This window comes from Aeromonas sp. Y318-3, assembly GCF_027706185.1.
Classification (GTDB): Bacteria; Pseudomonadota; Gammaproteobacteria; order Enterobacterales; family Aeromonadaceae; genus Aeromonas; species Aeromonas veronii.
Genome location: NZ_JAPDCN010000007.1, coordinates 64,141 through 86,929, shown reverse-complemented (window position 1 = coordinate 86,929; position 22,789 = coordinate 64,141). Strand labels below are relative to the sequence as shown.

Below are 22,789 nucleotides of genomic sequence, written 5' to 3'. Positions count from 1 at the left end.
CTTAAGTGATCCAATACACTGTGTCCATCAAATGAACCCCCGAATACTTAATGAGGAATAGATGATGAACAACACCCTGATCCGCAACCTGACTCTGGCTACCACCCTGTTGAGTGGCGCCGTACTGGCCGCCCCCCTGAGTGTGACCGTCTACAACCCTGGCGAGAAGGCGATCTTCCCGGTCTCCTCCTCACTGGTGACCGGTGACAAAGAGGCCATCCTGATCGATGCCCAATTCGATGTGCAAAATGGTCAGGCGCTGGTCGACATGATCAAGAAGAGCGGCAAGAAGCTGACCACTGTCTATATCAGTGCCGGTGACCCCGACTTCTACTTCGGTCTGGAGCCAGTCATGGCGGCGTTCCCGGATGTCAAAGTGCTGGCCGATCAGCATGTGGTTGACCATATCAACCAGACCAAGGATGCCAAGCTGAGCTACTGGAGCCCGATCCTCGGCAAGGGCGCACCGAAGAGCCTGACCGTGCCGCAAGTGATGACCGCCAGTCACCTGACGCTGGATGGTGAGAAGATTGAAATCAAAGAGATGAACACCCCGAATGCCTACCTCTGGGCCCCTTCCATCAAGACTGCTTTTGGCGGTGTGCCGGTTTACCACGGGGTGCATGTCTGGATGGCCGACAGCCAGACCAAGGCGGCTCGCAGCAACTGGGTCAAGGCGCTGGATAATCTGCTGGCCCTGAAACCCGAGCGTGTGGTACCGGGCCACTTCTTGGGCACGGCTCCCAAAGGCACTGCTGCTGTGAGCTTTACCCGTGACTATGTAGAGCGTTTCGAACAGGAGCTGGCCAAGGCGAAAAACTCCGGTGAGCTGATTGAGGCTCTGAAGAAGGCCTATCCGGCACTGCCGGTTGACGATGGTCTGTCCATCGGTGCCAAGGTCAATACCGGCGAGATGAAGTGGTAAGCCACTGAGCCTGCTTTCCCTGTGTTTTTTACCGGGCCTAAGGGCCCGGTTTTTTATCCGAGATTGAAGTGAGAATGAAGATGAGCGAACAACAAACCACCCTCCATTATGTCTATGACCCGCTCTGTGGCTGGTGCTACGGTGCCGCCCCCCTGTTGCAGGCGGCAGCCACCATTGCCGGACTCAAGATCGAGCTGCATGCGGGCGGTCTCTGGATGGGTAGTCGCCGTCAGCCTATGGGCGAGGCATTGCGTGATTATGTGCGCCCCCATGATCAGCGGATCGAAGCGCTGACCGGCCAGCATTTTGGCGAACGCTACTTTAACGAACTGCTGCTGCGCGAAGGGTGTCTGCTGGACTCCGAGCCGCCGATCCGTGCGGTTTTGGCCGTCACGGCGTTGGGGGGCGATGGGCTGGTCATGTTGCACCGGATCCAGCAATCCCACTATCGGGACGGTATCTGGATTGGTGAGCCAGCGTTTCTTGCCACGCTGGCGGCAGAGCAGGGGATTGCAGCCGAGGCGTTCCAGCAAGCTTATCTGCAGGCGCCCTTGCTGCAACATCTGGCAGATAGCCAGGGCTGGATGAAACGGCTGGGCGGTCAGGGTTATCCCACCCTTGGGTTGATGCACAACGGTAAGGTGAGTGCTGTTCGAGTGGCTGACTTTTTGGGCGATCCTGCCGGGTTGCGTCAGCATCTTCTTGAGTTGATGGAATAGTTATTAGAATGTGAACGGACAAGGTCTCTTTAGAAGTGGAGTGAACGGGCCGATATTCCTGTATGCAGAAGCGATATGAAAGCCTTCGACTTTCTGCTTGCAGACTATGCTCTATGTGACCATTCCCGGCGGATGTTGCGGGAGTGCAGACCCATTTAAAGGAAGCCCCCATATGTTCAAAAACATGTCTATCGGCCAGAAACTGAGTGCCGGATTCGCCATCCTGGCGCTGCTGGTGCTGGGCTTGGCCTGGTTTTCAAGTAGCCAGCTGGCACGCCTTTTCCATGATTCAGAGACCATTACCGACAACCTGCTGCCGTCAACCCGCTATGCTAGCCAGATGCATGTCGCCATTCTGGATGCGCGCCGCTCAGAGTTGGCCCAGGTGATCGGAGGCCTGAACAAAGATGCCCAAGAAGTAAGCGAGCGTACGCAGACTTTTAACAAGGCCAAGCAGGAATTCGAGCAAGCTGCACAGAAATATGGTGCATTGGAATTTAGTACTGCCGAGGACAAGCAGGTTTATGAGCAGGTAGTTGCGGCGGGGGCCAAGTATTTTGCGGTACATGAAGAGCTGCTGAGCGCCTTGGCTGCTGGCGATCTGGAACGTGTCAAAAGTCTGCGCAAAAACGAAACTAGGGCTGCACTGGAGGAGGTGGGAGCAAAATCCTACCGCTTGCGGGAAATCAATAACGAGGTTGCGGCCCAGATGACCAAGGATGTCGAGGCTCTTTATAACAACGCCAGAACCATGAGCATCATCGTCAGTCTGGTGACGCTGGGTTTTGTTGTGGCCATTGCCTGGCTGCTGACCGGTCAGATCCGCAATCCGGTGATGGCGTTGCTGGAACAGACCCGTCGGGTCTCCTCTGGTGATCTCACCTCCCGTATCGATATGCAGCAGTTCAACAATGATGAACTGGGGACTCTTGCCAAAGGGTTTGGTGAAATGCAGACCAATCTGCGCACTCTGGTGAGTGAAGTCTCGGGCTCTGTGGTGCAACTGAGTTCCGCCGCAGAGGAGATAAGCTCGGTGGCTCGCCAGTCAGCCAACAATATGAATGCGCAGCAACATGAGCTGAACCAGCTGGCAACGGCGATGAACGAGATGCAGGCTACGGTGCAGGAGGTCTCGCGCAATACCAGCGATGCGGCCAGTGCCGCTACCTCGGCCAGTGAAACGGCAGAAATTGGGGCCAAGACAGTAAACGATTCCATCCAGCGTATCGAGCGGGTTGCCGGTGCTATCGAGAGCACCGCCGAGGTGATCCGCCAACTGGGCGATGACAGCCGCAATATCGGCATGGTGCTGGAGGTGATCCGCGGCATTGCCGAACAGACCAACCTGCTGGCATTGAACGCGGCGATTGAAGCGGCCCGTGCCGGTGAGCAGGGGCGGGGGTTTGCGGTGGTGGCCGATGAGGTGCGCACTCTGGCCAAGCGCACCCAGGACTCCACTTCCCAGATCAACACCATCATTGCCGAGTTGCAGCAGCGTGCCGAGCAGGCGGGCACGACCATGCAACAGAGTCAGGAGCTGATGAACACCACAGTTGCTACCGCGCGGGAAGCGGGCGAGTCTATCTCCCAGATCAGTGGCTCGGTCAGCAGCATCTCCCACATGAACATTCAGATTGCGACCGCCACCGAAGAGCAGGGGGCGGTGAGCGAGGAGCTCAACCGTAACGTGGTCAATATCAGCCATGCTTCCGAAGAGGTCGCTTCTGGTGCCACCCAGATGGCTCAGGCGTGCAACGAGCTGAACCATCTGGCTACCCAGCTGCAGGATATGGTGCGCCGTTTCAGGGTGTAATCCATCAACGAGTCAAACAGCCCGATTACCGCAAGGTGATCGGGCTTTTCTGTTTTGGAGGGGCAGCCGGAGAGGTTCACTGCGAGCGGATGACTTGTCCCGCCGGACGATATTGTGCATGCTGATGGCCCATTTTCCAGGCAGGACTCTTGCTGTATGAATCTTCGCGATCTCGAATATCTGGTGGCGCTGGATGAGGAAAAACATTTTCGCAAAGCCGCTGAACGCTGCTTTGTCAGTCAACCCACCCTGAGCGGCCAGCTGCGCAAGCTGGAGGATGAACTCGGGGTCATTCTGATCGAACGTACCTCGCGCAAGGTGCTGTTTACTCCTGCTGGCGATGCCATGGCCCATCAGGCGCGTCGGGTGCTCAAGGAGGTGCGCGAGCTCAAGAGCATCGGTCAGCACTTCTCCGAACCGATGTCCGGGGAGATCCATATCGGTTTTATTCCGACCGTAGGCCCCTACCTGTTGCCCCGCATTATCCAGACCCTGCGTGAGCGTTTTCCCCAGCTGGAGTTCTACCTCTATGAGGAGCAGACCCAGACCCTGCTCAAGCGGCTGGAAGAGGGGGAGCTGGATTGCGTCATTCTGGCCGAGATGCCGGGGATGGAGGGGTTTGGTTCAATCCAGCTCTACCACGAGCCGATGTGGTTGGCGGTGCCTTGCCATCACCCCGAAGCACAGGCCAGACAGGTGCCGCTTGGCAATCTCAAGGGCAAGAAATTACTGATGCTGGCCGATGGTCACTGTTTGCGGGATCAGGCGATGGGCTTCTGTTTCGCCGGCGGGATAGGTGAGGATCAACGCTTCAAGGGGACCAGTCTGGAGACCCTGCGCAACATGGTGGCCGCCGGTAGCGGCATGACTTTGGTGCCAAAGTTGGCCGTACCTGCCGATCATGATGAGGGCGGGGTGAGCTATCGGCCGGTGGTTGACCCTGTGCCGGGGCGTACCATCTCGCTGCTCTATCGCCACTACTCGGTGCGTCGCCCCTGCTTCAATGAGTTAGCCGCCTCGATCGCCACACTGATGAGCAAGCAGTTGGCCCAATAAAAAAACCGGCAGCCAAGGCTGCCGGTTTTGCTTCTGCCGCAAGAGCAGCTTAGAAGATATCGTCGGTTGAGACAGGCCCTTCCACATCGGGGTTGTCACCGCCGTAGACCTGATTGCCATCCGAGCTCGGTGCTGCGTAGCGGGTCGGTTCGGTCCCTTCCTTGAAGTATTCGTCGGTGCCGCCACTGGTCGCCAGCAGGCCGGTTTCGCTATCAATCTTCACCGTCATGATCCCCTCGGGAACCGGCATCTTGTGCTCAGGCAGCTTTTTGAGGGCGACTTTCATGAAGTCGATCCAGATAGGCTGCGCGGCGCCGCCACCAAACTCGGCACGGCCAAGGCCACGCTGGTGGTTGTCAAAACCGATCCATGAGGTAGCAACGATCTCCGGGGTGTAGCCGGAGAACCAGGCATCTCGCGATTCGTTGGTGGTACCGGTTTTACCGGAGATGTCGTGACGTTTCAGGTCGCGGGCTGCACGCCAGCCGGTACCACGCCAGCCGTTGCCACCCCAGATGGCTGTGCTCAGGGTGTCGGTGATCAGGAACGCACTCTGGGCACTGATGGTATGCGGGGCGATGGTTGGCGCGAGAGGGGTCTGCGTGCCATCTTGTGCGGCTCCATCAACAGTTGGCTCCGGCAGTGTGCTCTGCTCGGGTGCAGCCTGCTGTTCGCAGGTGGTGCAAGCAATAGCAGGGTTGGCCTGATAGAGTGTGTTCTCCAGACTGTCGGTCACTTTGTCGATGAAGTATGGGGTCACCAGGAAGCCACCGTTGGCCAGAACCGAGTAACCACGCACTACCTCGAGGGGGGTGAATTCGGCAGCACCCAGCGCCAGCGACTCATGGGGAGAGATGAAGTCGCGGGGGAAGCCAAAGCGGGTCAGACCGTCGATATAGGTATCCAGACCGATGGCGCGCATCAGTCGAACCGACATCACGTTCTTGGACTTGGCCAGTCCCAGACGCAGCGGGGTGGGGCCATCATAAACGGCCGGGGAGTTCTTGGGTTGCCACATGGGCCCTTTTGACGGATCCCACTGGTTGATCGGCGCATCGTTGATGAGCGATGCCAGGGTATAGCCATGCTCCAGCGCGGTCGCATAGAGGAAAGGCTTGATATTGGAACCGATCTGGCGACGCGCCTGATCGACCCGGTTGAATTTGGAGAGTTCGAAGCTGAAACCACCGACCAGCGCTTCCAGTGCCCCATTTTTCGGGTTCATGGCAACCAGCGCGGCGTTGACGTCCGGGATTTGGGCCAGCAGCAACTCTTCGCCCTCTTCCCGTACCCAGATCTGGGCGCCGACTTTCAGCACATCGCGCGCCGATTTCGGGGCATAGCTCTGACGGTCGTCGGTAATAAAGGAGCGGGCCCATTTAATGCCGTTCCAGCCGAGCTCTGCTTCCTTGCCATTTTTCAGTACCAGCGTGGCGCTGCGATCACCGAGCTTGGTCACGACCGCCGCCATTAGCGGATCGTAAGTGGGCTGTTTGCCAAGGTGAGCGACAATCTGCTCGTAATCCCAGGCTGGCTCGCCAGCCTTCCACAACTGAGCCGTCGGGCCGCGATAGCCATGGCGCATGTCATAGGCAAAAACGCCATCCAGCAGCGCCTGTCTGGCTGCCCGTTGACGTTCGGCAGAGACGGTAGTGTAGACGTGCAGGCCCATGGTGTAAGCATCTTCACCGAACTGCTCGACCATCTTCTGGCGCACCATCTCACCGAGATAAGGGGCGTGCAGAGTCACTTCGGCGCCGTGAAAACGGGCCTTGATCGGCATTTTGGACGCTTCGTCAAACTGGGCCTGGGTGATCTTGCCGGTTTCCAGCATCCGGCCCAGCACAACGTTGCGGCGCGCAAAGGCCCGCTCGGGGGAGCGGATGGGGTTGAGCATGGAGGGAGCTTTCGGCAGACCGGCAATGATGGCGATCTCGTCCAGTCCCAGATCCTTGACCTCTTTACCAAAGTAAACCTGTGCCGCAGCACCGATCCCGAAGGAGCGATAACCGAGGGGGATCTTGTTGAGGTAGAGTTCGAGGATCTCGTCTTTTGAGAGATTCTGCTCGATCCGCCAGGCCAGGAAGACCTCCTTGATCTTGCGGATGATGGTCTTCTCATTGCTCAGGAAGAAGTTGCGGGCAACCTGCTGGGTGATGGTACTGGCCCCCTGACGGGCATGGCCGGAAACAGCCCAGACGGATGCGGCTCGAATGATACCTATCGGGTCAATGCCCGGGTGCTCATAGAAACGTGCATCTTCGGTCGCCAGTACGGCATCGATCATGGGTTGCGGAATTTCGTCCAGACGCAGCGGAATGCGACGAATTTCGCCATATTGGGCGATCAACTCCCCATCCCGGCTGTAAACCCGCATCGGGGTTGCCAGCTTGACGTCACGCAGTGCGGTGACATCGGGCAGTTGGGGTTTGATATAGAAGTAGATACCGATGAGGCTGGCAACACCCAGCACAGCACCCAGCATCATGACAATAAACAGGCGAACGAGCCATTTCAGCATGGAAGAACTACCAATCGTCTTAAAATTAGCCAACGGGCGCAGAGTATAGCCCTTTTGCCATCGGGAATTCGAGGTTTTCCTGTGGCGAGCCACCCACCTCAAAAGGATGCGAGAGGTTAGCACTACAGGGAGCAATAACCAAGGAGGGCCACTTGCCATGAAGAAAGCGAGATGGGTCACTTTTCGGCATAAACTTTATGACATTGATAGTTAGAGCATTTAGGATGAGTGAAGCACTCCTCTGATCGGGTGTCCTACACTCTGTTCAGGAATAAAACCAAATAACGCATGGATGTGTATATGTTTGGGCTTTTTAACAAGGGATCCCTCCTCCCTCTGGTGGGCATTGATTTTGGCAGCCAGACCATCAAGGCCGTTACCCTCAGTGGCCGACCTGGCAAGCTTCATCTCGAATCTGTCGCCGATATTGCCACCCCGAAAGGGACGCTGGTTGACTATCAATTGCAGGATATCGAGCGCGTCAGCCAATCTCTCAAGACTCTCAAGCGCCTGATCCCAGCTCACAGCGACTATGCCGCCACTGCGGTGACCGGCTCCAACGTGATAACCAAGGTGATCCAGATTGATGCCCGCCTCAGCGACAAGGAGCTGGAGAATCAGGTGCAACTGGAGGCCGAGCAGATCATTCCCTTCCCCCTCGATGAAGTGAGTCTCGATTTTGAGGTACTGAGCACCAACAATAGCGAAGATCGTCAAGATGTGCTGCTGAGCGCAGCCCGCACCGAGAGTGTCAACGGCCGGGTCAGCGCCCTTGCCGAAGCCGGTATTGCCGTCAAGGTGGTGGATGTGGGCTCCCATGCGCTGGGCCGTGCCGTGGTGGCTTGTCTGCCCGAATTGCAGGAGAGTGAACGGCCGATCGGGGTGATCGACATTGGCGCCAGTGCCATGACCTTTGCGGCGCTGGTCAAGGGGGAGGTGATCTACTCCCGCTTGCAGAACTTCGGTGGCGATCAATACAGCCAGGCGCTCTCCTCCTTTTATGGCATGACGCTGGATGAAGCTGAGCAGGCTAAAACCAAAGGTACCTTGCCTGTTGACCATGAGCTGGATGTGCTGATGCCCCACATCAACTCGCTGTTGCAGCAAGTGCGGCGCAATATCCAGCTGTTTTGCAGTTCATCCGGTTATCGCGACATCGCAAAACTGGTGCTGACGGGGGGAGGCAGTCTGCTACCCGGTTTGTTGGTGCAGGTAAAAGAAGAGGTCAATTGCGAGGTGTTGCACCCGGATCTGTTCGCCCTGTTTGGCAAACCGAAAGGGGAGGCCGAGCTGGTACATGGTGCTAAATATATGACGGCATTCGGGTTGGCTCTGAGGAGTTTCACACCATGTCAAATATAAACCTTCTACCCTGGCGTGAAGCCCGGGCCCAGCGCCAAAAGAAACAGTTCGGGGCCTTGCTGGGGATTTTTGTGCTGGCCACGGTCGCGTTGGGATTTTTTGCCAACTGGCTGGTTGATCGCCAGATCGTCGCCCAGCAGCAGCGCAACCAGAGGCTGGTTCAGGAGATGACTATTCTGGATGCCCAGCTGGGGGAGATCCGTCTGCTCAAAGAGCGTCGCAAGGAACTGATCGATCGGATGCAGCTCATCGAGCAGTTGCAGATGCGCCGCAATGTGCCCGTCCGCCTCTTCAATCAGCTGCCTTCATTGGTGCCCAACGGGGTTTACCTCAACACCCTCTCGATGCAGAACAATATTATTGATGTAAATGGCAAGACCGAAGCCTATGGTCGGGTGGCCAGCATGATGCGGCGGATTGATGGTTCCGGCTGGCTGGGTCAGGCAAAGATAAGCACTATTTTTGCGGCTGATGTTGCGCCAGTGTCATTGAGCCAGTTTTCCATGATGTTCCTGATCGCCAACAATGCTGCGGCTGCAGGGAATGTGGCCAAGGAGCAACAATGAACCTTCAGCAACTCAACGAGTTGGATATCAATGACATAGCAAGCTGGCCAAAATGGGCAAAAGGGGTCTTCATCTTTTTCTGCTGCGTGTTGACCGGCGGCGCCATCTACTACTACGTGATTGCCAACTCACTGACCAGTTTGACTCAGGAAGCGGGGAAAGAGACCGAACTGAAAGCCCAGTTTGAAAGCAAGGCGATGCTGGCTGCCAACCTGGGGGCATACAAGGCACAAATGGTTCAACTTGAACAACTGGTCGATACCCAGCTCAAGCAGTTGCCCAATACCCATGAGGTCGCCGGTCTGCTGGACGATATCAGCTTTATTGCTACCGACAACGGCTTGAAATTGAACCGGATCAACTGGGAGCCAGAGGTAAAGCACGAGTTTTCAACCGAGCTACCAATGCGTATCGACGTCGTGGGCACTTACCATGAAATTGGAAAGTTCACCGCTGACATGGCCGCCTTGCCCCGTATCGTCATCCTTGACTCCTTCACTCTGGGTCAGAGCAAGGATGAAGGGGAGCTGATTTCGATGTCGATGTTGGCCAAGACCTACAAGTACAACGGTAAAACAGTGGAGCCGAAACAATGAGACGCATCTGCTGGTTGTTACCTGCCCTCTTACTGGCGGCCTGTGGTGGTCAGGAGGACATGGATAGCTATGTCGCCCAGACCAAAGCAAGGCCACCCATACCTATCGAGCCCTTGCCCGAGCTGAAGCCTTTTGCCCCTATGCACTACCAGCAACTCGAGTTGCGCAGCCCCTTCATGGTTCCCCAGCCTGAGGCGACGGTCGGAAGTACAAGCACTGCCAAGGCCCAGCCGGATTGTGCTCAGACCCTGATGGATCGTGAGAAAGAGGTGCTGGAAAATTATTCGCTGGCCAGTCTGTCGATGCATGGTTCTTTGGGTAAGGCAGGCCAGTTGTGGGCCTTGATCAGCACCCCGGATGGCAAATCGATGCGCGTCGGACTCAACCAGTATATGGGGCTTGATCAGGGCCGGGTCATCAAGATCACTGACACTGCCGTGGATTTGCTGGAAACCATTCCGGACGGGAAGGGGTGCTGGGTAACAAGAGAAACCCAGTTGGCGATGGCCAATGTGCAAGAAAAACAATAATCAGGGACGAACAGCAATGAGAACAACAATAGAGAGTTTATCCAAAGTGGCTTTGCTGTTTTGCGCCAGCGCCCTCAGTCAGGCGTGGGCAGTGGCAACCCTGCAGGAGATCAAGGTCAATCCGCTGCTTGCCGATCAATTGCTGGTGGAGCTCAGTTTCAGTGAGCCGGTCACGGGCTTTACCGATCGTCTCTCTTACCAGCCCAATCAGTTGTTATTGCATGTTCCCGGTGCGGTAGGGGCGCTGAAAGTGAACCCGCTGCCGATCCAGCGCCTGGGGGTAGATAACATCAAGGTTGAGGGTAAGGGCGCAGGTCTGGATATCAAGATCGCACTCGATCAGCTGGCCCCCTATCAGGTGCAGCAACAGGGGAACAAATTGCTGGTGTCATTGGGCGAGGGGGCCTCTTCCGGGCTCATCAATGGTGAGAGCGCCCTGATTGCACCCGTAACCTCGGCTACTCCTGTGCCAGCGCCCTCTGCGATGGTGGCCACACCCTCTCCTTCGGCACTGCTCAATCCTCAGATCGTCGCCCGGTCGATGCCTGTTGCGCCCGTGACTACGCCGGTAGCAACACAGCCTGCCAGCAAGCCGGTGCTCAACAACTATCAAAGCAGTGGGGGGGGCGCCTATTTCAACTCGGTTACCGGTGTGGATTTTCGTCGTGGCAAGGATGGTCAGGGGGAGTTTCTGGTCACGCTGGATAACAGCTCGGCCGCCGTCGATGTGAGCAGCCGAGGCCAGACCGTACTGGCCAAGTTTCATGGCACTCGGGTACCGGATGGCTTGCTTAATCTGATCAACGTGCAGGATTTTGCAACGCCGGTCTCTCAGGTTGAAGTCTCCCGGCAGGGCAGTGATACCCTGTTTGAACTGTCGATCAATGGTCAGTTTGATTACCGTTACGATCAGGCGGACAAGCTCTTCATTATCGAGGTAAAAAAGCGGACGACGGCCACGGCATCCAAGCAGTATCAGGGCAAGCCGATCTCATTGAACTTCCAGGATATTCCAGTCCGTACCGTGTTGCAGCTGATCGCCGATTTCAACAACCTTAACCTGGTAACCACAGATTCGGTAGCAGGCAATATTACCTTGCGTCTGGATGGGGTGCCGTGGGAGCAGGCGCTCGACATTATTTTGAAGGTGCGGGGTCTGGATAAGCGGTTGGATAACAACATCTTGCTGGTAGCGCCTGCAGAAGAGATCGCAACACGCGAGAAGCAGCAACTTGAGAGCCGCAATCAGGTCGCTGATTTGGCGCAGCTCTATACCGAATATCTGCAGATAAACTATGCCAAGGCCTCGGAAGTGGCGGCCCTGCTCTCTTCCGAAAGTACCAAGTTGCTGTCACCCCGTGGTGCGGTGAGCGTGGACGAGCGAACCAACGTGCTGGTGGTCAAGGATACCGCCGATGTCATCAGCAGCATCAAACGGATGCTCGATATTCTCGATATTCCGGTCAAGCAGGTGGTTATCGAGGCGCGGATGGTGACCATTGATGACGGCTTTGATGAAGCGCTCGGGGTGCGGTGGGGAGTGACCAAAAACGATGGTCATGGCAACAGTACGTCCGGTTCCATAGCGGGGAATGATGGCTCTGGTAACAACAATGGTGGCTCGACAATTACCAGACCGACAGCAGACGATCGGTTGAACGTCAACCTGCCGGTGACCAATGCGGCCGGTACTTTGGCCTTCCAGGTTGCCCGTTTGGCTGATGGCACCTTGCTGGATCTCGAGTTGTCGGCGCTGGAAAAAGAGAGCAAGGCCGAGATTATCGCCAGTCCGCGGGTGACCACGGCGAACCAGAAACCGGCATTGATCGAGCAGGGTACCGAGATCCCCTATGTGGAGTCCTCTTCCAGTGGTGCTACCTCGGTTACCTTCAAGAAGGCGGTATTGAGCCTGAAGGTGACCCCGCAGATCACCCCTGACAATCGGGTGATTCTCGACCTGACCGTGACCCAGGATACCAAGGGTGAAACGGTACCGACCGGTACCGGTGATGCGGTTTCCATCAACGCCCAGTCCATCACCACTCAGGTGTTGGTGAACAATGGCGAGACCTTGGTGTTGGGCGGCATTTATCAGCAGACCATCAAGAGCGATGTGACCAAGGTGCCGCTGCTGGGTGATATTCCCGGATTGGGGGCCTTGTTCCGCAAGACCACCAGCGAGAACAAAAAGCGGGAGTTGCTGATTTTCGTGACGCCCAAGATAGTCACCGACGCCTTCTGAATGCTTTACATGTGAGGGTAAAACACATATAACCTTACGCCCCAATGAGGCTGGGGCGTAAGGGCTGCGGTTGCCAGTCCCGATATCTATTGAGATAATCCCCCTCCTGATCCATCGCAAGATAAGGTTCATAGGTACCCCGATCCAGTATTCATCGGGGTCGTACAGTTTGTAATTACTAACGAAAAGACATGGCTGAGAAACGCAATATTTTCCTGATAGGTCCCATGGGTGCGGGCAAGAGCACCATAGGTAGACATCTGGCAGAACAACTGCATATGGAGTTTTTCGACTCAGATCATGAGATTGAGCGCCGCAGTGGTGCTGATATCGGCTGGGTGTTCGATGTTGAAGGCGAAGAAGGTTTCCGGATTCGCGAAGAGAAGGTGATCGGCGAATTGTCAGAGCAGCAGGGTATCGTGCTGGCGACGGGTGGCGGTGCCATCAAGAGTCGCGAAACCCGCAACAAGTTGTCTGCTCGTGGCATCGTGGTCTACCTCGAAACCACTATCGAAAAGCAGCTGGCGCGCACACAGCGAGACAAACGCCGCCCTCTGCTACAGACCGAAGAACCGGCACGCGAAGTGCTGGAACGTCTGGCACAAGAGCGCAATGCCCTGTATGAAGAGGTTGCCGACTTTGTTGTGCACACCGATGACCAGAGCGCAAAAATCGTTGCCAATCAAATTGTAAAGCTGATCGGTATGTAATCTAGAGGACGTCCATGGAACGGTTGAAGGTCGAACTGGGTGAACGCAGCTATCCCATCGAGATAGCTGCCGGGTTGTTGCAGCGCCCCGAGGCGCTGGTATCGACCATCAAGGGCAAGCGGGTGATGATAGTGACCAACACGGTTGTTGCTCCGCTTTATCTTGAACGGGTAACCGCTCTGCTGTCGGGTTTTCAGGTTGAACACCTGATCCTGCCTGACGGTGAGGCATACAAGAACCTGGCGACCTTTGAGCAGATCATGTCTGCTCTGCTTGAAACCAACCATGGGCGCGATACGACACTGATCGCTCTGGGGGGCGGCGTGATCGGGGATCTGGTGGGCTTTGCGGCAGCAAGCTATCAACGTGGCATTCCTTTTATCCAGATCCCGACCACTCTGCTCTCCCAGGTTGACTCCTCTGTCGGCGGTAAAACCGCTGTCAACCACCCCCTCGGCAAGAACATGATTGGGGCTTTTTATCAGCCCAAACAAGTTGTTATCGATACCGAATGTCTGAGTACCTTGCCAGCCCGCGAATTTGCCGCAGGGATGGCCGAGGTGATCAAGTACGGCATCATTTGGGATGCTGATTTCTTCAGCTGGCTGGAGCAGAACATGGTGCGTCTGCAACAGCTGGAACCTGCCGCGCTGGCCTACGCCATCAAACGCTGCTGCGAGATCAAAGCCGATGTGGTCGGTCAAGATGAGACCGAGCACGGCGTCCGTGCGCTGCTCAATCTGGGTCACACCTTTGGTCATGCCATCGAGGCCGAGCAGGGGTATGGCAACTGGCTGCACGGTGAAGCAGTATCCGCCGGCACCATGCTGGCAGCCTGGACTGCGCAGGCCCGTGGCGATATGAGCGAAGCGGACGTTGCGCGTGTGCGCGCTCTGCTGCTGGCCGCCAATCTGCCCATTCATGCGCCTGCCGAGATGGATTTCGCCGCCTTTATTCGCCATATGCGCCGTGACAAGAAGGTGCTGGAAGGCAAGCTGCGTCTGGTGTTGCCGGTTGGCATCGGCCATGCACAGGTGGTGGGGGATGTGTCCGATGCCGAGTTGCTGGCGGTGATCGAGTCTGGTCGTGACGAATAAACTGCTAAAACTTCCTTCCCAGCGGCAGCTGGTTGACCGGCTGCTGCATCTGATTGAATTCAATCACCCTTTCATTTTTCTCTCCGGTAAACCCGGTTGTGGTCGCGGTACCCTGTGCGAATCCCTGCTCGGCGTGTTGCCGGAAAAAGTGCGGGTGGTAAGCCTGATTGGTACGCCTGCCATGAAGATGGTGGATGTACGCCAGCTGTTGCTGCCACAGGTGGTGGCGCGCCCGCTGTTCAATCCACAGGATGCGCTGGCGGAGAGCTTCTTTCGCATGCTGGAGGGGAGCAAGCCTGCCACCCTGCTGCTGCTGATAGAGCGGGCCGATCAGTTGCCAGCCGAATTGCTGGGAGAGTTGTGGGCGATCATCCGTCATAACGATACCCTGGCGGCGCCCCATCAGCTGGCCATTATCGTCTCGGGCAGTGACGTCTGGTGTCGTACCCAACGACCGCAGCTCAAAGGGCGTGCCATGCCAGCCCTTGAGCTGGAGGTGCCGCCACTGAGCCCGCCCGAGCAGCGCATCTTCTTGTATGAGAAAGCCAAAGAGCTCAAGATCCCGGCGACCCTCTTGCCCAAGCCGCAAGTGGAGGAGATCCTGAAAACGGCGAACGGACATCCGTCCACCATCATGCAGTTACTGGAGGATATCATGACCGACAGAAGGCCCAAGAAGCGTCAGGCGGAGTTGCCTGTCAAGAAGATTGCCACCGCTATCGCGCTGGTCGCTGGCGGCCTGCTGGCGCTGAGTTACCTGCTGCCTGCGCTGTTTGACAATGAAAGCAAACCGGCGCTGCAGGATCCGGCGCAGAACACGGCATTGCCGATCCCGGTAGCGGGAGGCGATCCCCTCACTGCTGGCGGTTCGAATACAGATTCCGCTGCACAAGGCGCGCAAAACAGCGATGCAGCCAGCAATCCCAACGGAGTCGTGAAGGATTGGCAGCCGGAGGCGAAAGTGCTGCCCAAATCGGTGGAGAGCGAAACCGTGACCACCGAATCAACCAATTACGAAGGGCGTCGGGTGGTGATCTCCGACGAGGTAGTGCAAAAGCTGATGACCGAACCCAAGGTGAGCGGCGCTCTGCCTACTGACGTGGTGGACGAGCTGACCGGCAAGGCCCAGAACGGCGCAACCCCCAGTGGTGCAATCGCAACCACGGCGCCAGCCAGTACCGCCAAGGCACTGAATCCGGTGACAACCGCAACGCCTGCTGCCACCACCAAAACAGCCAGCAACGAGCCGGTTGCCGCGCCAGCACCCAAAGTGGCCCTTACACCGGTCGCCACCTTGAACAAGAAGCCGCGCAACCACTACAGCGTTCAGCTGATGGGGGCGAGCAACACCAAGGCGGTGGATCAGTTTGTCGCCGAGCATGGTTTGGCGGGCAAGGTATGGGTCTATCAGACCAAATTCCGTGGCAGCCCCTGGTATGTGGTGCTGCAAGGGGATTATGCCGGTCTGACCCAGGCCAAGAGTGCCATTCGCAAGCTTCCGCCAGCTTTGCTGAAAGGTCAGCCCTGGCCCAAGTCGTTTGCACAGGTACAAAAAGAGCTGAAGCAATAGCCTTGATACCGGATAAGGGGGTAGAATCGTCCCCCTTTTTGGGTCTTGCCTTCTTACACACCGGATTTCCATGAAAAAAACACGCGCTTTTTTAAAATGGGCCGGGGGAAAATACTCCCTGGTTGAAGAGATTGCCGAGCGCCTGCCGGCCGGGCGTGTGTTGCTGGAGCCCTTCGTCGGGGCCGGGTCTGTGTTTCTCAACACTGACTACGACGCGTATGTGCTCAACGACATCAATCCGGATCTGATCTGCCTGTACAACCACCTCAAGCTGACGCCGGACAGTTTCATTGCCGAGGCGCGCAAGCTGTTTGTGGCAGAGCACAACCATAAGGCGGCCTATTACCGGCTGCGTACCCAGTTCAATCAGACCGAGACCACCTTCGAGCGGGCACTCTTGTTCCTGTTTCTCAACCGTCACGGTTTCAACGGACTGTGCCGCTACAACAAGAAGGGCGGCTTCAACGTGCCGTTCGGTTCCTACAAGAAACCCTATTTCCCGGAAAAAGAGCTGTGGGCCTTTGCCGAAAAGGCGCAGAAGGCGACCTTTATCTGCGAGAGCTACGCCGACGCCATCAAGCGTGCCGAAGAGGATTGGGTTATCTACTGTGATCCACCCTATGCGCCGCTCTCCACTACGGCGAGCTTCACCACCTATGCCTCCGGTGGGTTTACCCTGGATGATCAGGCGATCCTGGCTCGACTGGCCCGCCACACAGCGGCTCACAAAGGGGTGCCGGTGCTGATCAGCAACCACGATATCGAGCTGACTCGTGAGCTTTATCGCGGTGCCCGCCTCGACGAAATCCTGGTCAAGCGCACCATCAGTCGCAACGGCGGCACCCGCAACAAGGTGGCCGAGTTGTTGGCGCTCTATCCGCCCGGAATCGAACCGGAGCAGGGCTACTATCCCAGCGACAGTGAACTGCTGCCACTGACGTAACAGACCATGCGGCGCCCGGGGCGCCGTTTTTTATGGGCGAGTCCGCGCCCGTGCCGATGTCCCAAAACCCGGGTGGCTGGGGGAGGGGAGACGATTGCCCCATTTACCCCGCATTCGAGTCGTTTTCGCCCGCCTTTTACGTTAAAATTGCGCCGCTTTTTCTCCCTGGCTGCCAATGGATGATGCTGATGAAAGACTTTCTGATTGCCCCCTCGATCCTCTCTGCCGATTTTGCCCGTCTGGGTGACGATGTAGCCAAGGTACTGGCTGCCGGTGCCGACGTGGTTCACTTCGACGTGATGGACAACCACTATGTCCCCAACCTGACCATTGGCCCCATGGTCTGTCAGGCGCTGCGTGACTACGGTATCGAGGCCCCCATCGACGTGCACCTGATGGTCAAGCCGGTGGATCGCATCATTCCTGATTTTGCCAAGGCCGGTGCTTCCCTCATTACCTTCCATCCGGAAGCGTCCGATCACGTTGATCGCTCTTTGGGCCTCATCAAGGAGATGGGCTGCCAGGCCGGTCTGGTGCTGAATCCTGCTACCTCGCTCTCCTGCCTCGAGTATGTGATGGACAAGTTGGACGTGATCCTGCTGATGTCGGTCAACCCGGGCTTCGGTGGCCAGAGCTTTATCCCCGGTACCCTAGACAAGCTGCGTCAGGTGCGTCGTCTGATCGACGAGAGCGGCCGCGATATTCGCCTCGAGATCGATGGCGGGGTGAAGGTCGACAACATTCGCGAGATCGCCGAAGCGGGCGCCGACATGTTTGTCGCCGGCTCTGCCATTTTCAGCCAGCCTGACTATAAAGCGGTGATCGACAAGATGCGTGCGGAGCTGGCTCATGTCACACGCTGAGCGCGCATTTGATTTGGTGCTGTTCGATCTGGACGGCACCCTGATTGACAGCGCCGCCCAGTTGGCGCTGGCGGTCAATCTGACTCTGGCAGACCTCGGTCTGGCGCAGGCTGATGAAGCGGTGATCCGTACCTGGGTCGGCAACGGGGCTGACAAGCTGATCCAGCGGGCGCTCGCCTATCGCGAGGCCGATCCCGAGCTGTTTGCCAAGGCCAGACCGATTTTTTTCCAGCACTACAACGCCTGCCTGCTGCAAGGGCTGGCGATGTATGACGGGGTGGCCCAGAGTCTGCGTCGCCTGCAAACCCTGGGTTACAAGCAGGCGATCGTCACCAACAAGCCGAGCGATTTCGTGGCCCCCATCCTCGATGCCCTCGGCATCAGCGATTGTTTCGAACTCTGGCTTGGCGGCAACTGCGTGCCGGTCAAGAAGCCGAGCCCGGAGCCCTTGCTGCACGCCTGCCAGGAGTTGGGGGTGAGCCCGGCTCGCACCCTGATGGTGGGCGACTCAGAAAATGACGTGCTGGCGGCCAAGGCGGCTGGCATGAAGGTGGTGGGTCTTACCTACGGCTACAACTATGGCCGCCCCATCGCCGACTCCCATCCAGACTGGGTATTCGAGCAGTTTGCCCAGCTCGATGCACTTTTGGTCTAATAGCGCAGCTGGGCTGGCTGAATAACAAGGATTAACACTCTCATGACTAAACCAATCGTATTGAGCGGAGCGCAACCCTCCGGTCAACTGACCATCGGCAACTACATGGGGGCCCTGCGTCAGTGGGTCAACATGCAGGATGAGTTCGACTGCCTCTACTGCATCGTCGACCTGCACGCCATCACCACTCGTCAGGACCCGGCTGCCCTGCGCAAAGCTTGTCTGGACGCGGCTGCCCTCTATCTGGCGGTCGGTATTGATCCCAAGAAGAGCACCGTCTTCATCCAGTCTCACGTGCCGCAGCACGCCGAGCTGGGCTGGATCCTCAACTGCTATACCCAGATGGGTGAGCTGTCGCGCATGACCCAGTTCAAGGACAAGTCCGCCCGTTTCGAGAACAACGTCAACGTCGGCCTGTTCGGTTATCCGGTGCTGATGGCCGCTGATATTCTGCTCTATCAGGCCAATCAGGTGCCGGTCGGCAACGACCAGAAGCAGCATCTGGAGCTGACCCGCGACATCTGCACCCGTTTCAACAACCTCTATGGTGAGGTATTCACCATGCCGGAGCCCTTCATTCCGACAGAAGGGGCACGGGTGATGAGTCTGCAGGATCCGACCAAGAAGATGTCCAAGTCGGATGACAACGAAGCCAACTTCATCGGCCTGCTGGAAGATCCCAAGCAGATCGTCAAGAAGATCAAGCGTGCGGTGACTGACTCCGACGAGCCGGCGGTGGTGCGTTTCGACCCGGAAAACAAACCGGGTGTCTCCAACCTGCTGACCCTGATGTCCGGCGTGACCGGCCGCTCCATCCCCGAGCTGGAGCAGCACTTCGAAGGCAAGATGTACGGTCACCTCAAGACCGAAACCGCCGAAGCCGTGGTTGCGCTGTTGGAACCAATCCAGGCCCGTTTCCACGAGTTGCGTCAGGATGAGGCCCATCTGATCGCGATTCTGGCAGAAGGCGCACAAAAGGCGCGCGAAAGAGCTGAAAAAACCCTGACCAGCGTATATGATGTAGTCGGCTTCGTTCCTCGAGCCTGACATACTGGGAAGGTGTAGTTGAAGAGAGCTGGGTATTTGCCTGGCTTTCTTTATTTTCTGCCCGGCTATTTTGTTTAATTTCTTTATTTCAACCTGGGTAATATCCCCAAGAGAAAGCATGCCTGTTCAACCAACTATTTCTGCTGAAGAGCTGAGTGACAAAGGTCACTGGCTACGTAAATTTCGCAAGGCGAAAAACCTCAATACCCTGCAGTTGATGGTCTCCAATGCCATCGACAAGCACCATAAAACCCCTGCCGTTGCTGCCGCCATCTATCTGGCCGAGTGTCAGCGTGAACGGGAAATGGAACAGGGTCGTTATCTCGATCGTTAATTCTCCGCTGTTGGTTATCTCATGTTGTTGTTGATCGATAACTACGACTCTTTTACCTGGAACCTGGTGCAATATTTCGGCGCCCTGGGACAAGAGGTTGTGGTCAAGCGCAATGATGAACTGACGCTTGATACCATAGCGCAGCTCTCCCCCCGTTTTCTGGTGATCTCTCCCGGTCCCTGTACGCCCAATGAGGCGGGGATCTCTCTCGATGCCATCAGCCACTTCGCTGGCAAGCTGCCCATTCTCGGCGTCTGTCTCGGTCATCAGTCGCTGGCGCAGGCCTTCGGCGCCCGCGTAGTGCGTGCCCGTCAGGTAATGCACGGCAAAACCTCGCTCATCCGCCATCGCAATGAGGGGGTGTTCAAGGGGCTCAACAACCCGCTGCGGGTGACCCGTTACCACTCGCTTGTGGTGGAGCGTGACACGCTGCCCGACTGCTTCGACATCACCGCCTGGAGCGAGCATGCCGATGGCTCGTTTGACGAGATCATGGGGCTGCGCCACAAGACGCTCCCTGTCGAGGGTGTTCAGTTCCATCCGGAGAGCATTTTGAGCGAGCAGGGCCATCAGTTGCTGGCCAACTTTCTGGCGCGTTCATAAAAAGTTGTGATCGCCTTCTCAAGTTCGAGAGAAGGCAAAAAAAATTTCCCTGACACTTTATTCACCCCCTCTCCTGCCCAAATTATCTCTTGCCAAGCCCCCCTGAGTCGTTATGCAATGCGGTTGCCTAAAATCTCAAGAGCAATCGAACATTGTTCCTTATAGGCCGTCTTGTTACAGACTTTTTACTTTATTTCTGTGATAATCCCGTCACGTTTACACGGATTTAACTTTTGGGTGGTGGATTATTCTGTCGCCGAATCGAAGGAGAGCTATATGTCAGAGTTGTTGGCAGTGACACGTGAAGTGTTTGATGAAGTGATGGTTCCCAACTATGCGCCCGCCAAGATCATCCCGGTGCGTGGTGAAGGGTCACGTGTCTGGGATCAGGAAGGGCGCGAGTATGTCGACTTCGCCGGTGGCATCGCCGTCAACGGTTTGGGTCACTGTCATCCCAAGCTGGTCGAGGCCCTGAAAACCCAGGGCGAGAAGCTGTGGCACCTCTCCAACGTCATGACCAACGAGCCGGCCCTGCGTCTGGCCAAGAAGCTGGTTGCCGCTACCTTTGCCGACAAGGTCTACTTCTGCAACTCCGGCGCCGAGGCAAATGAAGCGGCCCTCAAGCTGGCTCGCCGCTACGCCATCGAGAAGTTTGGCGAGCAGAAGACCCAGATCATCGCCTTCAATCAGGGCTTCCACGGTCGTACCTTCTTTACCGTCAGCGTCGGTGGCCAGGCAGCCTACTCCGATGGCTTCGGTCCCAAGCCCGGTGACATTACCCATGTTCCCTACAACGATCTGGCGGCGCTGGCCGAGGTGATCTCCGACAACACCTGCGCCGTGGTGATGGAGCCGCTGCAAGGGGAGGGGGGCATCATTCGTCCTACCGACGAGTTTGCCAAAGGGGTGCGCGAGCTGTGCGACAAACACAATGCCCTGCTGGTGTATGACGAAGTGCAGTCCGGCGTCGGCCGGACCGGTGATCTCTATGCCTATATGGGTCTGGGCGTCACGCCGGACATCCTCACCAGCGCCAAGGCTCTGGGGGGCGGTTTCCCCATCGGCGCCATGCTGACCACCAACGAAATCGCTTCTTACCTGAAAGTGGGCACTCACGGCTCTACCTACGGCGGCAACCCGCTTGCCTGTGCGGTCGCCGAGGCGGTGATCGACGTGATCAATACTCCGGAGGTGCTGGCGGGCATCAAGCAACGCGAACAGCTGTTCCGCGAGGGGCTCGAGGCAATCAACGCCAAATACCACTGCTTTAGCGAGATCCGCGGCAAGGGTCTGCTGCTGGGCGCGGCCCTGAGCGATGCCTACAAGGGGCGTTCCCGCGACTTCCTGCTGGCCTCCATCGATCAGGGGCTGATGGCACTGGTGGCTGGTACCAACGTGGTTCGTTTTGCCCCTTCACTGGTGATCCCGGAAGCGGACATCAAGGAAGGGTTGGCCCGCTTCGAGAAGGCGGTTGCCCAGGTGGTTAACGCCTGATTCCAAATTGAGGTGGGGAGCTCTCCCGGCAGGAGCCGGGACCCCACCTGTCGTCAATGAAAGGGAGTTGTCATTTATGTTGGTTATCCGTCCCATCGAGCAAAAAGATTTTGCCGGGCTCAAGACCTGCGCCATCGAGTCCGGCACCGGCATGACCTCGTTGCCCGTCAACGATGAGCTGCTGCAGCGCAAGATTGATGCCTCTACCCAGACTTTTTCCGACAAGCCCGCCGGCAAGGGGGACTGCCTCTACTTCTTCGTGGCCGAGGATCTGGAGACCGGCGAGATGGTGGGCACCTGTGCCATTGATGCCGCGGTTGGCCTCTCCCAGCCGTTTTACAACTATCACATCGGCAAGGTGGTGCACTCTTCTCCCAAGCTCGGCATCTACAACGTCGTTGAAACCCTGACCCTCTCCAACGACTACACCGGCAACTCCGAGCTCTGCACCCTGTTCTTGCGCGAATGTGCCCGCGAGGGGCTCAACGGCCGCCTGCTCTCCAAGCACCGCTTTCTGTTTATGGCCGAGCACCCCGAGTTGTTTGACGAGACCGTCTTCGCCGAGATGCGCGGCGTCTCCGATGCCAACGGCCACAGTCCCTTCTATGAGTGGCTGCAGACTCACTTCTTCTCGATGGATTTTCCTACCGTCGACTATCTGACCGGCATCGGCAAGAAGCGCTTTATCGCCGAGTTGATGCCCAAGTACCCCATCTATGTCAATTTGCTGAGCAAAGAGGCGCGGGCCGTCATTGGCCAGACCCACGAGAAGACCCGTCCGGCCATCAAGATGCTGCAGGACGAGGGCTTCGTGAACCGTGGCTACGTCGATATTTTCGATGCGGGCCCCACCGTCGAGTGCGACGTGAAGAATATCCGCAGCGTGCGCCGCAGCAAGAAGCTGCGGGTGCTGGTGGGCGAGCCTATCGGTGGCAAGACCCACCTTATCTGCAACAGCCGTTTCGAACATTACCGCGCCTGCTACGGCAATATCCGGGTCGATCTCGACAAGCACGAAGCCATCATCCCGCCCAAGATGGCGGCGGCACTCAAGGTGCAGGATGGCGACATGGTGCGGGTGGTCGACCTCGACTGAGGCAAACAGGACAAGCAAACCGATTATCAGACAGGCAGCCGAGGCTG

At 57.2% G+C, this 22,789-nt stretch carries 21 protein-coding genes; 20 read left to right on the top strand and 1 reads right to left on the bottom strand.

Going from position 1 to position 22,789, the window contains the following annotated elements; genetic code table 11:
• The first annotated feature begins 64 nt into the window (after positions 1-64).
• The 4 genes from OKB77_RS11505 to oxyR all read left to right on the top strand — a co-directional run bounded on the left by OKB77_RS11505 (position 65) and on the right by oxyR (position 4,513).
• Entirely contained in the window at positions 65-925 is an 861-nt protein-coding gene (locus OKB77_RS11505) for a Vmh family MBL fold metallo-hydrolase (protein ID WP_270817716.1), read from the top strand.
• A gap of 74 nt (positions 926-999) precedes the next feature.
• Positions 1,000-1,644, top strand: a complete 645-nt coding sequence (locus OKB77_RS11500) for a DsbA family protein (protein ID WP_224969612.1) — start codon at positions 1,000-1,002, stop codon at positions 1,642-1,644.
• 172 nt (positions 1,645-1,816) lie between these two features.
• A complete protein-coding gene (locus OKB77_RS11495) occupies positions 1,817-3,457 on the top strand; it encodes a methyl-accepting chemotaxis protein (RefSeq protein WP_270817676.1) in 1,641 nt (546 codons plus the stop codon).
• Positions 3,458-3,613: 156 nt separating this feature from the next.
• Positions 3,614-4,513 carry a DNA-binding transcriptional regulator OxyR gene (gene oxyR, locus OKB77_RS11490; RefSeq protein WP_005354003.1) on the top strand — a complete coding sequence of 300 codons (900 nt, stop codon included), beginning with the start codon at positions 3,614-3,616 and terminating at the stop codon, positions 4,511-4,513.
• Positions 4,514-4,562: 49 nt separating this feature from the next.
• Here the strand turns inward: oxyR and OKB77_RS11485 are convergent, their stop codons facing one another.
• Positions 4,563-7,034 (bottom strand): penicillin-binding protein 1A, encoded by a 2,472-nt coding sequence (locus OKB77_RS11485; RefSeq protein ID WP_270817670.1) that lies wholly within the window; start codon positions 7,032-7,034, stop codon positions 4,563-4,565.
• 300 nt (positions 7,035-7,334) lie between these two features.
• On the opposite strand from OKB77_RS11485, the gene tapM reads away from it, so the two are divergent.
• The 16 genes from tapM (at position 7,335) to astA (ending at position 22,742) form a co-directional block, all read left to right on the top strand.
• Complete coding sequence (gene tapM / locus OKB77_RS11480) at positions 7,335-8,396, top strand: PilM family type IVa pilus assembly protein TapM (RefSeq protein WP_270817668.1); 1,062 nt, start codon at positions 7,335-7,337, stop codon at positions 8,394-8,396.
• Entirely contained in the window at positions 8,384-8,962 is a 579-nt protein-coding gene (gene tapN, locus OKB77_RS11475; RefSeq protein ID WP_005353997.1) for a PilN family type IV pilus biogenesis protein TapN, read from the top strand. Before tapM ends, tapN begins: the two co-directional genes overlap by 13 nt.
• On the top strand, positions 8,959-9,558 hold the full coding sequence (gene tapO / locus OKB77_RS11470) for a PilO family type IV pilus biogenesis protein TapO (protein ID WP_270817666.1): 600 nt from the start codon (positions 8,959-8,961) through the stop codon (positions 9,556-9,558). The genes tapN and tapO overlap by 4 nt, the downstream gene beginning before the upstream one ends.
• Positions 9,555-10,088 carry a pilus assembly protein PilP gene (locus tag OKB77_RS11465; protein ID WP_270817664.1) on the top strand — a complete coding sequence of 178 codons (534 nt, stop codon included), beginning with the start codon at positions 9,555-9,557 and terminating at the stop codon, positions 10,086-10,088. The genes tapO and OKB77_RS11465 overlap by 4 nt, the downstream gene beginning before the upstream one ends.
• Before the next feature lie 16 nt (positions 10,089-10,104).
• Positions 10,105-12,330, top strand: a complete 2,226-nt coding sequence (locus OKB77_RS11460; RefSeq protein WP_270817662.1) for a type IV pilus secretin PilQ — start codon at positions 10,105-10,107, stop codon at positions 12,328-12,330.
• 191 nt (positions 12,331-12,521) lie between these two features.
• Positions 12,522-13,040, top strand: coding sequence for a shikimate kinase AroK (gene aroK / locus OKB77_RS11455; protein WP_005335014.1), 519 nt, complete (start codon positions 12,522-12,524; stop codon positions 13,038-13,040).
• A 14-nt stretch (positions 13,041-13,054) separates the two neighbouring features.
• On the top strand, positions 13,055-14,137 hold the full coding sequence (aroB, locus tag OKB77_RS11450; RefSeq protein ID WP_064335701.1) for a 3-dehydroquinate synthase: 1,083 nt from the start codon (positions 13,055-13,057) through the stop codon (positions 14,135-14,137).
• The gene (locus tag OKB77_RS11445) at positions 14,127-15,707 is read left to right on the top strand and encodes an SPOR domain-containing protein (protein ID WP_270817661.1); all 1,581 of its coding nucleotides are present in this window, start codon (positions 14,127-14,129) and stop codon (positions 15,705-15,707) included. The genes aroB and OKB77_RS11445 overlap by 11 nt, the downstream gene beginning before the upstream one ends.
• 70 nt (positions 15,708-15,777) lie before the next feature.
• Positions 15,778-16,650, top strand: a complete 873-nt coding sequence (locus OKB77_RS11440; protein WP_005335008.1) for a Dam family site-specific DNA-(adenine-N6)-methyltransferase — start codon at positions 15,778-15,780, stop codon at positions 16,648-16,650.
• A 188-nt stretch (positions 16,651-16,838) separates the two neighbouring features.
• Positions 16,839-17,513 (top strand): ribulose-phosphate 3-epimerase, encoded by a 675-nt coding sequence (gene rpe, locus OKB77_RS11435; RefSeq protein WP_005335006.1) that lies wholly within the window; start codon positions 16,839-16,841, stop codon positions 17,511-17,513.
• A complete protein-coding gene (locus tag OKB77_RS11430) occupies positions 17,500-18,168 on the top strand; it encodes a phosphoglycolate phosphatase (RefSeq protein ID WP_139494141.1) in 669 nt (222 codons plus the stop codon). The genes rpe and OKB77_RS11430 overlap by 14 nt, the downstream gene beginning before the upstream one ends.
• 42 nt (positions 18,169-18,210) lie before the next feature.
• On the top strand, positions 18,211-19,215 hold the full coding sequence (trpS, locus tag OKB77_RS11425) for a tryptophan--tRNA ligase (protein ID WP_005362251.1): 1,005 nt from the start codon (positions 18,211-18,213) through the stop codon (positions 19,213-19,215).
• A 118-nt stretch (positions 19,216-19,333) separates the two neighbouring features.
• On the top strand, positions 19,334-19,549 hold the full coding sequence (locus OKB77_RS11420; RefSeq protein ID WP_005334997.1) for a hypothetical protein: 216 nt from the start codon (positions 19,334-19,336) through the stop codon (positions 19,547-19,549).
• A 21-nt stretch (positions 19,550-19,570) separates the two neighbouring features.
• Entirely contained in the window at positions 19,571-20,152 is a 582-nt protein-coding gene (locus OKB77_RS11415) for an aminodeoxychorismate synthase component II (protein ID WP_139463500.1), read from the top strand.
• Positions 20,153-20,428: 276 nt separating this feature from the next.
• Positions 20,429-21,646: an aspartate aminotransferase family protein gene (locus OKB77_RS11410; RefSeq protein ID WP_005334995.1), complete on the top strand. Its 1,218-nt coding sequence runs from the start codon at positions 20,429-20,431 to the stop codon at positions 21,644-21,646.
• A gap of 76 nt (positions 21,647-21,722) precedes the next feature.
• On the top strand, positions 21,723-22,742 hold the full coding sequence (gene astA, locus OKB77_RS11405; RefSeq protein WP_005334994.1) for an arginine N-succinyltransferase: 1,020 nt from the start codon (positions 21,723-21,725) through the stop codon (positions 22,740-22,742).
• Positions 22,743-22,789 lie beyond the last annotated feature (47 nt).